General features: G+C 61.9%; 14 protein-coding genes. 10 read left to right on the plus strand and 4 right to left on the minus strand.

Annotated elements, in window-relative coordinates; translation table 11 throughout:
• Position 1: 1 nt before the first annotated feature.
• Genes QMX88_RS25510 through QMX88_RS25535 form a run of 6 tightly spaced genes read left to right on the plus strand, consistent with a single transcriptional unit; the run spans position 2 to position 5905 of the window.
• Positions 2–730 carry an amino acid ABC transporter permease gene (locus QMX88_RS25510; protein WP_282373044.1) on the plus strand — a complete coding sequence of 243 codons (729 nt, stop codon included), beginning with the start codon at positions 2–4 and terminating at the stop codon, positions 728–730.
• Complete coding sequence (locus QMX88_RS25515; protein WP_282373045.1) at positions 717–1556, plus strand: amino acid ABC transporter ATP-binding protein; 840 nt, start codon at positions 717–719, stop codon at positions 1554–1556. The genes QMX88_RS25510 and QMX88_RS25515 overlap by 14 nt, the downstream gene beginning before the upstream one ends.
• A gap of 39 nt (positions 1557–1595) precedes the next feature.
• Positions 1596–2192 (plus strand): cysteine dioxygenase, encoded by a 597-nt coding sequence (locus QMX88_RS25520; RefSeq protein ID WP_192174760.1) that lies wholly within the window; start codon positions 1596–1598, stop codon positions 2190–2192.
• 31 nt (positions 2193–2223) lie between these two features.
• Positions 2224–4965, plus strand: coding sequence for a cystathionine beta-lyase (gene metC / locus QMX88_RS25525; RefSeq protein ID WP_282373046.1), 2742 nt, complete (start codon positions 2224–2226; stop codon positions 4963–4965).
• 37 nt (positions 4966–5002) lie between these two features.
• Positions 5003–5701, plus strand: a complete 699-nt coding sequence (locus tag QMX88_RS25530; RefSeq protein WP_282373047.1) for an N-acetyltransferase — start codon at positions 5003–5005, stop codon at positions 5699–5701.
• Between the two features lie 33 nt (positions 5702–5734).
• Positions 5735–5905: a hypothetical protein gene (locus tag QMX88_RS25535; protein WP_282373048.1), complete on the plus strand. Its 171-nt coding sequence runs from the start codon at positions 5735–5737 to the stop codon at positions 5903–5905.
• Between the two features lie 98 nt (positions 5906–6003).
• Here the strand turns inward: QMX88_RS25535 and QMX88_RS25540 are convergent, their stop codons facing one another.
• Positions 6004–7191: an MFS transporter gene (locus QMX88_RS25540; protein ID WP_282373050.1), complete on the minus strand. Its 1188-nt coding sequence runs from the start codon at positions 7189–7191 to the stop codon at positions 6004–6006.
• A 279-nt stretch (positions 7192–7470) separates the two neighbouring features.
• Between QMX88_RS25540 and ku the strand changes: the two genes are divergently transcribed.
• Entirely contained in the window at positions 7471–8391 is a 921-nt protein-coding gene (ku, locus tag QMX88_RS25545) for a non-homologous end joining protein Ku (protein ID WP_192174757.1), read from the plus strand.
• 60 nt (positions 8392–8451) lie between these two features.
• The gene (gene ligD, locus QMX88_RS25550; protein WP_282373051.1) at positions 8452–11127 is read left to right on the plus strand and encodes a DNA ligase D; all 2676 of its coding nucleotides are present in this window, start codon (positions 8452–8454) and stop codon (positions 11125–11127) included.
• A gap of 9 nt (positions 11128–11136) precedes the next feature.
• Here the strand turns inward: ligD and QMX88_RS25555 are convergent, their stop codons facing one another.
• Positions 11137–12060: an AraC family transcriptional regulator gene (locus QMX88_RS25555; RefSeq protein WP_282373052.1), complete on the minus strand. Its 924-nt coding sequence runs from the start codon at positions 12058–12060 to the stop codon at positions 11137–11139.
• A 112-nt stretch (positions 12061–12172) separates the two neighbouring features.
• On the opposite strand from QMX88_RS25555, the gene QMX88_RS25560 reads away from it, so the two are divergent.
• Positions 12173–12514: a carboxymuconolactone decarboxylase family protein gene (locus QMX88_RS25560; RefSeq protein WP_282373053.1), complete on the plus strand. Its 342-nt coding sequence runs from the start codon at positions 12173–12175 to the stop codon at positions 12512–12514.
• A 79-nt stretch (positions 12515–12593) separates the two neighbouring features.
• Here QMX88_RS25560 and QMX88_RS25565 read toward each other — a convergent pair whose 3' ends face one another.
• Positions 12594–12929 carry a hypothetical protein gene (locus QMX88_RS25565; protein WP_192174754.1) on the minus strand — a complete coding sequence of 112 codons (336 nt, stop codon included), beginning with the start codon at positions 12927–12929 and terminating at the stop codon, positions 12594–12596.
• A gap of 452 nt (positions 12930–13381) precedes the next feature.
• Here QMX88_RS25565 and QMX88_RS25570 point away from each other — a divergent pair, with 452 nt between their 5' ends.
• Entirely contained in the window at positions 13382–14377 is a 996-nt protein-coding gene (locus tag QMX88_RS25570) for an aldo/keto reductase (protein ID WP_282373054.1), read from the plus strand.
• Between the two features lie 53 nt (positions 14378–14430).
• On the opposite strand, the gene QMX88_RS25575 is transcribed toward QMX88_RS25570, so the two are convergent.
• Positions 14431–15507, minus strand: coding sequence for a nucleoside hydrolase (locus QMX88_RS25575; RefSeq protein WP_282373055.1), 1077 nt, complete (start codon positions 15505–15507; stop codon positions 14431–14433).
• Positions 15508–15604: the final 97 nt, after the last annotated feature.

Below are 15604 nucleotides of genomic sequence, written 5' to 3' on the forward strand. Positions count from 1 at the left end.
GCTGGTGCTGCTGGCCGCGGTGCTGCTCTGGCTGGTCTTCGGCGCCCCGAAAAGCCCGGTGTTTGCGGCGCTCCTGGAGTGGTCGCCAGCGCTGGCGACGGGCTTTGCCCAGAACATTCTGATCAGCCTGCTGGCGATTGCCATCGGCTCCGTGCTCGGCCTGCTGGTGGGTGCGCTGGCGGTGTCGCCGCTGTGGATCACCCGGCTGCCCGCGAAGATCTGGGTGCAGGTATTTCGTAACGCGCCTTGGCTGGTGCTGATCTATTTCACCACCTACGTTTTCCCATTCGAGCTGCACATCGGTACGTCCTGGATCTCGTTTCCGGACTGGGTGAAAGTCACCCTCGGCCTGGCGTTGCCCGCCAGCGCCAACGTCGCGGAAATCTTTCGCGGCGCCATCGGTTCGATACCCGGCACGCAGTGGGAAGCCTCCCGCTCGCTGGCCTTCACACGCGGGCAGATCTTCCGTTCGATCATCCTGCCGCAGTGCTTCAAGCGCATGTTGCCGCCGTGGATGAACCTCTATGCCGTGATCACCATGGGCACCGCGCTGGCCTCGCTGGTGGGTGTGCATGACCTGATCGACACCGCGCAGATTGCCAGCAATACGGTCAACCGGACCGGCTTCACGGTGCTGATCTACTTCAGCGTGCTGGCCCTGTTTTTCGCCTACTGCTATCCGATCTCCCGATTCACTCAATTCCTGGAGCGACGTTATGCCTTCTCCTGACACGCGCGCCGAGCAACCGCTGGTCAGTCTGCGCGACATTCACCTGTCGTTTGGCAGCAATCGGGTGCTCAAGGGCATCGACCTCGACGTGCAGCGCGGCCAGGCGGTGTCGATCATCGGCCCTTCGGGTTCCGGGAAGTCGACCATCCTGCGCTGCATCACCGGCTTGCTGCAGACCGAGCGCGGCAGCATCCGCGTGGGCGACACCGATGTGCACACGCTCAAGACCGAGGCGCAGCGCATCGAACTGCGCAAACGCGTGGGCTTCGTGTTCCAGCAGTACAACCTGTTCCCGCATTTGTCGGTGCTGGAAAATCTGGTGATCGCGCCGCGCAAAGTGCTGGGCGAATCAGCGGCCAACGCTGAAAAGCACGCGCACGAACTGCTCGCCAAAGTGCGCATGGAACACAAGGCCGATGCCTATCCGGGTCAGCTGTCCGGCGGTCAGCAGCAACGCGTTGCCATTGCGCGGGCATTGGCGATGAGGCCGGAACTGATCCTGTTCGATGAAGTGACGTCGGCCCTCGACCCGGAGACCGTCGGTGAAGTGCTGGCGGTGATTCGCGAGCTGACCGAAGAGGGCATGACCTGCGTGCTGGTCACCCACGAAATGCGTTTCGCGGAGGACATCAGCGATGTCGTGTATTTCACCGAAAACGGCCTGATCGTCGAGCACGGCAGCCCCGAACACATCTTCCAGCGCCCGACCCATGAGCGGACCCAGACGTTTTTGCGCCATGCCCTGGGCGACGCCGGACGCCGTCCGGTCGCCAGTGGCGACCCGTTTCTGTTGAGCAATATCAGCCGTTACAGCCTGTCGGTCTGAGCCGGGCCTGTTGGCCTGAACACACATAAGGAGCACCTGATGAGCATCGAGAACCGCAGCCAAGTCGTCGAAGCCTTTCTGCAACAGATACGCGCGATTCACCAGCGCGGCGTCGATCGCGAGGCATTGAAAAGCATCGTTACGCTACTCGAGGGACTGGCGGAGCGTCGTGATCTGTTCAACTTCGACACCTTTCCTGCACCCGTGCCGGGGGAGGGCGACACCGCGTTCCGCTACCGTCTGAACGACGACGGCGAGACCCCGACGCTGTACATGAACTCACTGCTGCCGGGCAAAAGTACGCTGCCCCACAACCATGAAACCTGGGCGGTGATCGTTGCGGTCGAGGGGCAGGAGATCAATTACGTGTGGGCGCGCACGGACGACGGCAGTGATCCGGCAATCGCCCGGCTCGCGCTGGAAAAGGAAGTGGTGGTGCAGCCCGGAACGCCCATCAGCTTCCTCGGTGAAGACCTGCACGGCATCAAGGTCGAGGGCGAGCAACCGACCCTGCATTTCCACTTGTACGGGCGCCCGCTGGAATCCTTGAACGGGCGCTATGGCGTGAACCAGGAAGGCAAGGTGCTCAATTACAACGCCTCGCAAATGGCCCCGTCGATCAAGGCCTACGCCTGATGTCGCTCTACAACAGAATCACGAGAACGTCATGAGCCAGAAAGTCACCCCGCACCAATTACACGCCTGGCTGTTCGACGGGCAGGAAATCGCCGTCTTCGATGTTCGTGAACACGGCCAGTACGGTGAAGCGCATCTGTTTCATGGGGTAAATCTGCCTTATAGCCGCCTTGAGCTGGACGTGCATCGCCTGGCCCCCAATCCTCGGGTTCGCCTGGTGGTTTACGACCGCAATGATGGCGACCTCGCCTCACGTGCCGCGCAGCGTCTTGAAGCGCTGGGCTATAGCGGCGTGCATATTCTTGAGGGCGGCACCGATGGCTGGCGCGCCGCCGGACGGGAGCTGTTTGCCGGAGTACACGTGCCGTCGAAGGCCTTTGGCGAGTTGGTCGAAGAGGCCCGCCATACGCCACACATCAGCGCCTCCGAGCTGGCGGCGATGCAAGCCAGTGGCACGCCACTGGTGTTGCTGGACGGCCGGCCGTTCGATGAATACCGCAAGATGACCATTCCCGGTTCCGTCTGCTGCCCCAATGGCGAGCTGGGCTATCGGCTTAACGAGCTGGTGCCGGATGACACCACGCCCATCGTGGTCAATTGCGCCGGCCGCACGCGCAGCATCATCGGCGCGCAGACGCTGATCGACCTGGGGGTAAGAAATCCGGTCTACGCCCTCGAAAACGGCACCCAGGGCTGGTACCTCGCCGACTTGCCGCTGGAACATGGCGGCGAGCGCCGATACCCGAACGTCCCGCCGGGCGCTTCGCTGGAGGCGCAACGTCAGGCGGCTCAACATCTCGCCCGGCGCGCCGGGGTGCAGGCGGTGGATGCGCCGCAGGTTCTGGCGTGGTCTGCCGACGAATCCCGGAGTCTGTTTCTGTGCGACGTGCGTACCCCGGAAGAATTTGCGCTGGGCAGTTTGCCGGGCGCGCAACACACGCCGGGTGGGCAGTTGATTCAGAGCACCGACCTGTACATCGGTGTGCGTCAGGCGCGGTTGGTGCTGGTGGACAACGACGGCGTGCGCGCGCCGATCGTCGCCGCCTGGCTGCGTCAGCTGGGCCATGACGCCTATGTACTGGAAGGCGGGTTGAACAGCGGCTTGCACCTGCCGATCGACAACTCCGGTGTCTTGCCGCCCCTGGCTGAAGTGGGCGCTGCCGAACTGGCAGATGCGCTCCGAGACAATACGGTCGTGCTGATCGACCTGCGCGGCAGCATGGCGTTTCGTAAAGGCCATATCGAGGGGTCGCGCTGGTCGATCCGTCCTCGCTTGGCTGCCGATGTGGTTGGGCAAGGCAGCCCCGTCGTGCTGGTGGCGGAGCAATCGGCCGTGGCGGCGCTGGCTGCACTGGAGTTGCCGGAGGAGCTGCGCGGCTCGGTGCGCTGGCTGAATTTCAATGCATGGCAGGCGGCAGGTTTCAACCTCAGCGAAAGCGCCGGTGATCCGCCTGACGAGGACTGCATTGATTTTCTGTTTTTCACCCATGACCGTCATTCGGGCAACAAAGCGGCGGCCCGGCAGTACCTGGCCTGGGAGATCGGTCTGTTGGGGCAAATGACCGAGCAGGAGATCGCCAGTCTCAAGCCCTTGTCGGCCATCGCAGAAGATGATCGCGTTCGTACCCGGCTGGTGCATGCCGCCCGAGGCGCAAAGGGCGACGGGCCGCGCGGCGTGAACCCGCCGGTCACGCGAATGAGCACTGTGTTATTCGATAGCCTTGGCGACATGCGCGACGCACGCAAGCGCCGCGACACTGAGCGTGTCCTGAGCTACGGCGCGCGTGGTAACCCGACCGCGTTCGAACTGGAAGACCTGATCACCGAGCTTGAGGGCGGTTACCGCACTCGCCTGTTCGGTACCGGCCTGGCAGCGGTTGCGCAGACATTTCTGGCCTACCTGCGCCCAGGCGACCATGTGCTGATTACTGACGCGGTGTATTCACCGGTGCGGCAGATCGCCGAAGCATTCCTGGCGCCGTTTGGTATCCAGTACAGCTACTTTTCTGCCGACGGCAGCGGCTTGGCGCAGCAGCTGCAAGCCAACACCCGAATGGTCTACACCGAAGTTCCCGGCTCGCTGCTGTATGAACTGTGCGATCTGCCGATGATTGCTGCGCTGTGTAAGTCGAAAGGGATTTTGCTGGCAGTCGACAACACCTACGGCTCCGGGTATCAGTACCGGCCTCTGGCCCTGGGCGCCGACATTTCCATCATGGCCCTGACCAAATACCTGAGCGGTCACAGCGATGTGGTCATGGGCAGCGTCTGTACCACCCAAGCCGTCTGGCAGCGTCTGGCCGTCATGACCGACACCTTCGGCAACACCGTGAGCCCGGACGATGCTTATCTGGTGCTGCGCGGCGCCCGCACCCTGGCGGCAAGGTTGGACGTCCACCAGCGCCAGGCCTTGCAGGTCGCGCACTGGCTCCTGGAACAGCCGCAGGTCAAAAACGTGTTCCATCCTGCGCTGCCCCATCATCCGGGCCATGCCCTGTGGAAGCGCGACTTCAGCGGCAGCAACGGCTTGCTCACCTTCGAACTCGCGGACGCCGACCCCCGCTATCTGGAACGTTTCATCGACGCGCTGCAACTGTTCGGCCTGGGCGCGTCGTGGGGCGGGTTCGAAAGCCTGATCATCGTCGCGAACGTCGGTGATCGTGATAACGGTCCGGACACATCCCTGAATCCGTTGTTGAGGCTGCACATTGGGCTGGAGGATGTGGAGGCGTTGATTGAGGATTTGCGGAGGGGGTTTGAGGCGATTGTCTGATCGACGAATAGGCCTTGATTCGTGACCAGCCCCGCAAATGTTGGATCGGCTGCGTAAACGTCTTTACCAGGCCGTGCAGGCGGCAAACCCGAAAGAGTTGATCGTTCGAAAGGCCAAAATTTCGGTCGCGATAAATATGTACCGCATGCTGGTCGGATGCTTTCGCCATTATTCGCTGCCTCGGGTTTGGACGAATATGGCGATGGGAAGGCATGGAAAGGACACCAAACTGCGTGATCAGATCCTTAAATCGGAGGCGCGCCAGCAGGTCAATAACGCCGTTGGCAACTCGCTCAAGCTGAACGCGCTGGGTGTCAATGGAGGGTTAATACGCTTTGCGCCTATAGATTCAGCCGCGATAGAGATCAGTCATGGGTGGTATGGCAGCTCATATCCATGGGGGGACGTACCGTGGTGGAAGCGCAAAGATGCCAGAGGGCTCGATCTCGCCCTTTGGCATGCCGATGAACTTTGCGGTTTGTGTTATGCAACACCGCGAAGGAGCCGTTTGCGGATCAAGGTCATCCTGCTCGAGGGGCAGCCGAACACGAACCATCCCCTAAAAGGACTGGTGGCCCGGTTGATGTTTCTAGCGGTAGGTGTTTACGCAAGGATGCTGGGCTGTGAAGTCATCCAGATTGAGAGCCCCGAGCCAGGTGTGGTGAGTTACTACCAAAGGTTGGGTTTCCAGTTCGATGCGGATGGATGCCTTGTCATTTCGGCAGGTCGTTCCTAATATGACTTTCTCAACCAGGGCAGGGAGGTGCTCATGAACACAAGGAAACGCAGAGAAAAACTGCAGTCGATCGCTGAGTTCCGAGCCTCAGCGCGCAAGCGCGCTGTTGAAATAATCCCCTCGCAGATGCACTTCCTGCGCGGAGCGCTCGAGATTGAAAGAGAGCTTGAGCCCGCCGGCCCGATGGCTGGGATCAGGAACTGAATCCTCAAAAGAAAACCGCCGATATCGGCGGTTTTTTCTTGAGTGGCGATCAGCGCCTCACGCCTTTGGCCTGAGCATCCTGCGCGGGCCGTGCTCCGTTATTCACGGCCGTGAGTTTTCAAAAACCCTAATAACGCCAGCACCGGAAATACACTCCCCACGATCACAATCCAGACCCAGCCACCATGGTTATACAGCGCACTGGCGACCACCGAGCCAATCGCGCCGCCGATAAAGATGCTGGTCATGTACAGCGCGTTGAGCCGGCTGCGGCTTTTGGCGTCGAGGGCGTAGACCGCGCGCTGGCCGAGGACCATATTCATCTGCACGCAGAAATCGAGGATGACCCCGGTGACTGCCATGCCGATCACGGCGTAGCCCGGCTCGATCAGGCTGGGCAGAAAGCTCAGTGCGGCGAACAGCATGGCGCACAGGCTGGCGACGCGGGTGTGGCCGGCATCGGCCAGGCGGCCGGCGATGGGCGCGGCGATGGCGCCGATGGCCCCGACCAAGGCGAAGAGGGCGATCTGGCTTTGCGACAAGCCGTGATTGCGCGCCAGTTCCAGCGGCACGGCGGTCCAGAACAGGCTGAAGGTGGCGAACATGCACGCCTGATAAAACGCGCGCTGGCGCAGGACCGGCTGTTTGCGCAGCAGGGTCCATAACGATTTGAGCAACTGGCCATACGTGGCGCTGTGGGCAGGCTGATGTTTCGGAATGGTGGTCGCCAGCACCACGCTGATCAGCAGCATCACCACAGCGGCCGTGCCGAACACCGCGCGCCAGCCGAAATGGTCGGCGATCAGGCTGGCAGCGGGCCTTGCCAGCAGAATCCCCAGCAGCAGGCCGCCCATGATGCTGCCGACCACGCGCCCGCGTGTTTCTTCCGGGGCGAGGTTGGCGGCCAGCGGCACCAGAATCTGTACCGCCACCGAGCTGAAACCCACCAGCAACGAAGCGATCAGGAACAGGTTGGGCGTCTGCGCGAACGCGGCGCTGAGCAGACTGAGCATGGCGACGCAGGTGGTGACGATCATCAGGCGACGGTTTTCCAGCAAGTCGCCCAGCGGCACGAGGAAGAACAGGCCGAGCGCGTAGCCGATCTGGGTCAGCGACACGATGAAGCTGGCGAGTGTGCCGGACAGGCCGATGTCCGGTGCGATCAAGCCAATGATGGGCTGGGCGTAATACAGGTTGGCAACGATCGCGCCGCAGCAGAACGCGAACAGCATCGCCAGGCCCTTGGTCATGGTGGCGCCGTGGGCAGCAGGAGATATGGACGTCATGGGAATACCTGGAGAGGTTGCAGGCTCGGCAGAACGATTCTGGTACGGCGTGCAAAAAAGAGTGGCGCGAGGTTAACGCCTTTTCGTTGCGTTAAGAAGGGGTGGCAGTGGAATGGCGCAGCGTTGGTCGGCGCACGTTATGGAGTGACGCCTTACCCGCACCAAAGCCGTGCAGCCCACGACAATAGCGACGTTCCGGTCGCCCGGCCGAAACTTTTCCACGTGCGCTTCGGTCACTGCTTACACATACCCCCCTCACACCCCATCGGAAATAAAAATATGCCTCGGGCAATCTGGAAAGGCGCGATCAGTTTTGGGCTGGTGCATATTCCTGTGGCGCTGGTGTCGGCGACGTCCCGCCAGGGTGTCGACTTCGACTGGCTGGACAAGCGCAGCATGGACCCGGTCGGTTACAAGCGCATCAACAAGGTCTCCGGCAAGGAGATCAATAAGGAAAACATCGTCAAGGGCGTGCAGTACGAGAAAGGGCGTTACGTCGTCATCAGCGAGGACGAAATTCGCTCGGCGCACCCCAAATCAACCCAGACCATCGACATCTTCGGTTTCGTCGACAGCGACCAGATACCGCTGCAGCACATCGACACCCCGTACTTTCTCGCCCCCGACAAGCGCGGCGAAAAGGTCTACGCGTTGTTGCGCCAGGCGCTGGTCGATACCGGCAAGGTGGCGCTGGCCCATGTGGTGATTCGTACCAGCCAGCACCTGGCGGCGGTGATGCCGCTGGAGTCGGCGATCGTGCTCGTGCTGCTGCGTTGGCCCTCGGAAGTGCGCGGGCTCGACAGCCTCGAGCTGCCCAAGGAAGCCACCGACGTCAAGCTCAGCAAGAGCGAGCTGGACATGGCCAAGCGCCTGATCAAAGACATGAGCACCGAGTGGACGCCGGACGCCGAAGAATACCGCGACACCTTTCAGGACCAGATCATGTCGCTGGTGGAAACCAAGGCCCGCGAAGGCAAGATCGAGAACGTCGAGACCGATGCTGGCGACACTGAGCGTAAGTCGGCTGATGTCATCGATCTGACCGAACTGCTCAAGCGCAGCCTGGGCGGTCGCGGCACTGCAGCGAAGGCGGCGCCTGCCAAAGCCAAACCGGCGAGCAAAAGCAAAGCCGAGTCCAAGGACGATGCGCCGGCGAAGCGCCGTGCTCCGCCCCGAAAGAAGACCACCAAGGCCTCTTGAACGCGTGTCCTGTAGTAGCGTTAAAAGATGCACCGTTCCAATGCGCAGAGGTTCATCGTCATGACAAAACCTGTGAGTGAATACACCCGCAAGCGCAACTTCGATGTCACGTCCGAGCCGGCGGAAAGCGAGGGCGAGACGCGAAGCAAGAAAGGCAAGGCGCTGAGTTTCGTCATTCACAAGCACGACGCGCGCAACCTGCATTACGACTTTCGCCTTGAGCTGGATGGCACGCTGAAAAGCTGGGCGGTGCCAAAAGGGCCGAGCCTGGACCCGAAGAACAAGCGCCTGGCGGTGCACGTCGAAGACCATCCGCTGGGTTACGGCACGTTTGAGGGCAGCATTCCCGAGGGCCAATACGGTGCTGGCGACGTGATCGTCTGGGATCGCGGCATCTGGCAGCCCCATGGCGACCCGCAGGAAACCTACAAGGCCGGCAAGCTCAAATTCACCCTGATCGGCGAGAAACTCACCGGCGACTGGGCGTTGGTGCGGACTCGCTTGCCCGGCAACAGCGACAAGGAGCAGTGGCTGTTGATCAAGGAAAAGGACGATGCCGTGCGCTCGGGCGAGGAATACGACATCGTCGTCGACAAGCCGGAAAGCGTGGTCAGTGGCGCAACGGTGGGCGAAGGACGCAAGCCGGCCAAGAATGCCAAACGTAAATCGGCGGCATCTGAACCCGCTGCCGACACCTCTGCCGCGAAGACGCCCGCAAAAAAGCCGGTGCAAAAAAAAGCCAAAACGCCTTCACCCAAAAAGAGCGGCGTGCCGGCCAAGCTCTCGCCGCAGTTGGCGACGCTCATGGACACCCCGCCCGAAGGCACATGGCTCTACGAAATCAAGTACGACGGTTATCGGATTCTGACCCGCATCATCGATGGCGAGGTGAAGTTCTTTACCCGCAACGGCAATGACTGGACCGATCGATTGCCGCTGCAGGCCAAAGCCGTTGGCGATTTGAAACTGGACAACACCTGGCTGGACGGCGAGGTGGTGGTGCTCAACGACGCTGGGTTGCCGGACTTTCAGGCGCTGCAGAATGCGTTCGACATCGACCGCAGCATGGACATCATTTATTACCTGTTTGACGTGCCGTTCCTGAATGGTGAAGACCTGCGGGAGACGCCGGTCGAAGACCGTCGTGCGGCGCTGAAGAAAGTGCTGGGGCGACAGAAAAAGGGCCTGCTGCGGTTCTCCGAAGCCTTCTCTGCCGGCCATCGCGACATCATTGAAAGCGCGAGCCTGATGTCCCTCGAAGGCGTCATCGGCAAGCGGGCCGGCAGCGTGTACCAGTCCAAACGCAATGCCGACTGGATCAAGCTCAAGTGCAAGCTGCGCCAGGAGTTCGTCGTCGTCGGCTTCACCAAACCTCAGGGCGCGCGCAATGGTTTTGGCGCGCTGCTGCTGGCGGTGAACGAGGAGGGCGCGGGTCTGGTGTATGCCGGTCGGGTCGGCACGGGGTTCAATCAGCAGATGCTCGGCGACGTGCTTGAGCAGATGAAGCCGCTGGAACAGGACGCCTCGCCGCTGGCGAAGAAGGTTACCAGCGCCCAGGGCCGGGGTGTGCACTGGATAAAGCCGACATTGGTGGCGGAGGTCGAGTTTGGCGAATGGACCCGTGACGGCATCATTCGTCACTCGGCGTTTGTTTCGTTGCGCAGCGATAAGCCGGCCAGTGAAGTGGTCCACGAATACCCCAGGACGCCGAGAGACATCAAGGCACCGTTCAAACCCAGCGCCGCCAAAGCCAAAGCGCCGAGCAAGAAATCCACGACCCGCGCCGATCCTTCAGCCGAGAAGCCAAAGCCGGCCAGCAAGCGTGCAGGCAAGGACCGCATCGACGTGGCCGGCGTGATGGTCAGCCATCCCGAACGGGTGATCGACGCCGAAAGCGGTCTGCACAAGATCGAGCTGGCGCAGTATTACGAATCGGTGGCGGACTGGATTTTGCCGCACCTCGACCATCGGCCCGTGGCGCTGTTGCGCTGCCCCGAAGGCGTGGCGGGCGAGCAGTTTTTCCAGAAACATTCCGAGCGAATGGCGATCCCCAACATCAAGCAGCTGGACCCCAAGCTCGACCCCGGCCACGCGCGTTTGATGGAGATCGACAGCGTCAAGGCACTGGTCGGTGCGGCGCAGATGGGCACCATCGAACTGCACACCTGGGGCGCGACCTACGATCAGATCGAGCTGCCGGACCACTTCGTCCTGGATCTCGACCCGGACGACCAGTTGCCCTGGCGCAGCATGATCGAAGCCACACAACTGACGTTGTCGACCCTCGACGAGCTGGGCCTGGATGCGTACGTCAAGACCAGCGGCGGCAAGGGCATGCACATCGTCGTGCCGCTGGCGCGCCGGGCGGATTGGGAGTCGGTCAAAGCCTTCGCCAAGGCGCTGGCGCAATTCATGTCCCGGGAGCTGCCGGACCGATTCACTGCGACGTCCGGGCCGAAGAACCGCGTCGGAAAGATTTTCATCGATTACCTGCGTAACAGCCGGGGGGCCAGCACCGTGGTGGCCTATTCGGCGAGGGCGCGGCCGGGGTTGCCGGTGTCGGTGCCGATCAGCCGTGACGAGCTGACCGAGGTGAAGTCCTCGGCGCAGTGGAACATCGCCAATCTGCAGCAGCGGTTGCGCAAGCTGAAGGCTGACCCGTGGGCCGGTTACAAGAACACACAGCGCCTGACCAAACCGATGTGGAAACGTCTGGGCGCCACGCCGCCGGCGTGAAGCCTTGGGTCACCCGTCGATATTGCTGAGCAAGCTTCGGCGCATTTGACCGGGCGCCATGCCGTAGGTGTCCTTGAATACTTTGCTGAAGGCCGCCTGGGATTGGTAGCCAACCTGGGCGGCGATGTCACTCAGGCCTTCTTTCGACCGACTCAACAAACCGTAGTCCCGTTGCATGCGGACTTGAGTCAGTAACGTCCACGGCGAGCTGCCGCTGAGTTTCGCGAAGGCGCGCATGAAGGTCGCTCGGGACATGTTCGCCAATTCAGCCAGGGCTTCGACGTTCCAGTCATGGGCCGGATTTTCCAGCATGGCCTGCCACGCCCGGCCCAGCCGCTTGTCCGTCAGCAACGCGAGGCTGCCGGTATGTTGCGGCGACTGACGAAGGTGCTCGCGCTGGACCAGGGTGAACAGCGCCGAGGTCAGCGCATTGACCATGAACTGGCCCCCCGCCAGGTTGGCGTTCGCTTCACTGCGCAACAGCGTGACCAAGGCTGGCAGCGGGTCGGCGCTGCCCAGCGCTTGGGTCGAGACCTTCACATAATCGGGGAGAGACGAGAACAGCATTGCGTGGGGCTGTTGGATGAAGCGGCCGCAGAGTAGATCCAGCTCCGCCCCGTCACCGAAGCGCTGCACTGGCAGTAATCCTGAGTCAGTCCCGCGCTGAGGCCGGGAGGGCGCAACCCGCAGGCCGGGACTCAGCAACAGGTGTTGGCTGCCCCGTGGCAGCACCAGAATGTCCCCGGCCGTCAGGGTCAATCGTTGGCGTTCGGCCAGCTCCACGTGGCAGTGGCCGGCCAGCACGATGTGATAGGGCGAGGTGCCCGGGGGTTGCTGGTCATGGTCGAGGGCCCAATCGCCCTGAAACTGGCAGCGAAGGTCGAGGCTGCCGCGGATGTCGGCGAGGGCGATGAGCGTATCGATGGCGTTCATAGGCGACTTTCGGACAAAAGAATGAGCCAAACGAGCAAGTCGCCGCGCCGTGGTTGGCGGAGACTGAAGGTGTTCCGGCGCAGTCTAGTCGCCGCCCTCAGGAGATACCAACATGTTCAGCAACTGGCCCGATCTGGTTTCCACCATCAAACAGTCGTTTGGTGCGCTGTCCAAATCCAACCCGAAAATGATCAAGGCCTACATGGCCCTTGGCGAAGCCGCCGCGGAAAACAACGTCCTCGACGCCAAAACCCGAGAGTTGATTTCCCTCGCTGTCGCGGTCACCACGCGCCGTGACGGGTGTCTGGCCAGCCATGCCCAGGCCGCCATCGCCGCGGGCGCGACCCGTGAAGAAGTCGCCGCCGCCCTGGCTACCGCGATCTCGTTGAATGCGGGCGCTGCGTACATCTATTCGATGCACGCGCTGGAAGCGTATGACGCGCTGAAGCCATAAATCGCGGTAACTCGCGGCGATACGCAAAGGCTGGCCGGGTGCTTGCCGGCCTTACGCGTCGCTTCCGCACTTGATTAGATCACTTGACCCCGTCAGTCCGCTCGCCCACCTCCGCTGGATAAAACTCCCCTTCAAGCCCCGCGGTCAGCAGGCGTTCACGCACTTGTGTTTCGACTTCAAGCACCTGCTCAGAGTCGTCGATGTCGTCAACCACCAGCCAGACCGGCATGACGTTCTGACCATGGGTGCCTTCGCTGAGCATGTCGTGGGAGAACACTTGATTGGCGCGCCACAGGCACAGTTCGTCATCGGTGTGGTGGGGCTCGCGAACGGCGGTCGGTGAGGTCAGCCAGATTTCGGTGTAGGGGCGCAGGTCTGCGTTGGCGAGTTCGTTCAGGGTGATAACGGTTTTCATTTTGTGTCCTCCAGTGTTCAAGATGGAGTTGTGACGCATGGGGCTGCCCAGCGTTCCCGCGATCTGCGCAGATGGTCGCAGTATCTGCCGAGATCAAGAGCGTCTGCCCGGAGGCAGACTGTGAAGATCAAAAGCGCTGCGCAGATCAAGAGCTTCCCGGCTAAAGCCGGTCCTACAGTGCGCCGCCGATGCCATGGGATGCACGCGCTGCTGTTTAGTGGGACCGGCTTCAGCCGGGAAGAGGCCATTCCAGGCGCTGATGTCCGATCGTTCCCACGCTCTGCGTGGGAATGCATCCCGAGGCGCTCTGCGTCACTCCGGGCCGATAGGAGGAATGATTGAGTTCCAGCGCCAACCCGCGATCTGCGCTGATGGTCGTGCGGACTTGAACCGAGGCCGCGTGCGTGGGGTCGACCATTCACTGTGCGCTCACGTCAGCCCGACCCGGAGACATGCCCGTGACCGACCCACGCCCGCTCACCCGCAGAAGACTGATCACCCTGGCGGCGGGTGCTTCGGCGGCGTTGGTGTTTGACTCAGCGGTCGGTGATGCAAGTGCAGGCGTCCACGCCACAGCATCCGAACCGCCACACCCCGGCCCTTCGCCCGTTCAATCAGGAGAGCGGAACATGCTCACGCGAGACATTCCATCCAGCGGCGAAGCGTTGCCGATGATCGGCCTTGGCACCTATCGCGGGTTCGATGTCGAGCCCGGCAGCGATGCGTACAAACTGCTGCCCGCCGTGGTGGACCAGCTGTTCCACGCAGGCGGCACGGTGATCGACAGTTCGCCGATGTACGGCCGCGCCGAGGAAACCACGGGCGAGTTGCTGGCGATCCATCAGCCGTCATCGCCAGCGTTTCTGGCGACCAAGGTCTGGACTCGAGGGCGCGACGAAGGCATTGCCCAGATGGAAGCGTCGTTCCGGCTATTGCGGACCCAGCGCATCGACCTTATGCAGATCCACAACCTGCTGGACTGGAAGACCCATCTGCCGACCCTGCGTCAGTGGAAAGAAGAAGGGCGCATTCGCTACATCGGTCTGACGCACTACACCCCGTCGGCCTACGTCGAGGTGGAAGCTGCGCTGAAGGCCGAGGCGTTCGATTTTCTGCAGATCAATTACGCGATGGACGATCGCGCTGTCGAGGCGCGGCTGCTGCCGCTGTGCCGTGAGCGAGGGGTGGCGGTGATCTGCAATCGGCCGTTCGGTGGAGGCGGTCTGCTCGGCCGCTTGCGCAACACGCCGCTGCCGGGGTGGGCGGGAGAAGTTCAGGCCAGGAGCTGGGCGCAACTGGCGCTGAAGTTTCTGATCTCGCACCCGGCAGTAACGTGCGCGATTCCCGGTACGGGAAATCCGAAATACATGAAGGAAAACGCCGAAGCCGCCAGAGGGCCTTTGCTTACCGATGCCCAGCGCCAGCAGCTGATTGCCTTGATCGGCTGATTTTGCCTACCTCCGGTTGGGCCGTTTCATACGAACGGCGCGAACTGAGGCGATCAGCGTTTGACCGGCGCAGGCAGAGTGACCAGATCCACGTACGCATCCCAGAACTTCTTCTGATCCACGGCGTACACCACTTTCGCCTTTTGTGTGCCGACGGGCGCGCCCTTCTTGTAGCCCATGGAGCGGCCGTAATCCGGTCCGAAGTGGGCGTCGACATCGACCCACAGGTCTTTGGACTCGGTGACCAGTTCCGGATGCACCAGGTACAGCGCAGGCAGGCTGTCCCAGGTGAAGCTGTGGTGGTTCGGGTCCTTGTCGAACTCAGGCCCCAGCACCGTTTTGTACAGGTTGGGAATCACGCCTTTGCTGGCGACGATGCGCTGGTAGACCGAGCTGTCGAAGATGACCTTTTCGCAGACATCGTTGGGAAAAATCACGTGTTCGATGGGCGAGCGCAGGACGATTTTTGCGGCCTCGGGGTCGAACCACCAGTTGAATTCCGCCGCTGGCGTCGTGTTGCCGGGGATCTCGATGGCGCCGCCCATGTACACGATGCGTTTGATCAGCGGCACGATTTCCGGCGCGCTGCGAATCGCCAGAGCGATGTTGGTCAATGGGCCAACGGCGAGAATGGTCACCTCGTGGGGGTTTTTCTTCACGCTGTCGACGATGAACTGCGCGGCGGATTCGCTGCGCAATGCAGTGTGCGTTGCAAGCCCGTCCGGCGGCGAAACCAGTTGCGAGGCCGAGGTCGGACGCGGGGTCTTGAACGCCCCCGGCCAGCCTGCGCCGAACAGGGCTTTTTCCTGATCATACGTGGCGAAGTCGTGCAGCAGCGGGTAGGCCGCGCCGGAGTACACGCCGATGTCCTTTTCCACGCCCATGCGCTCGACAGCCTTCAGCGCATCGACCTGTTCCTGATCAACCCACGCGTTGCCACTGACGAGGGTCATGCCCAGCAGGTCGATGCGCTTTTGCGCGTGCAGTTGCGCCAGCATGATGAAAGCCTGGCCGTCGTCGTTGAGCACGTTGAAATCGGTGTCGAAGATGACCTTTTCCGCGGCCTGCAAGGAGGTCGCTGACAGTCCCAGCGTCAGGGCCAGGGCACAGCTTTTCACAAACGCCTGCATGGTCGGATTCCACAGTTGTGAGGGGATGAATGGGATTCGCAATGCAGGAGCGCGGGGTGTCCCGCGAACGCGGTGGGTCAGTCAGTAAAACGCTGAC

Source organism: Pseudomonas sp. PS02290 (assembly GCF_029960075.1).
GTDB lineage: Bacteria > Pseudomonadota > Gammaproteobacteria > Pseudomonadales > Pseudomonadaceae > Aquipseudomonas.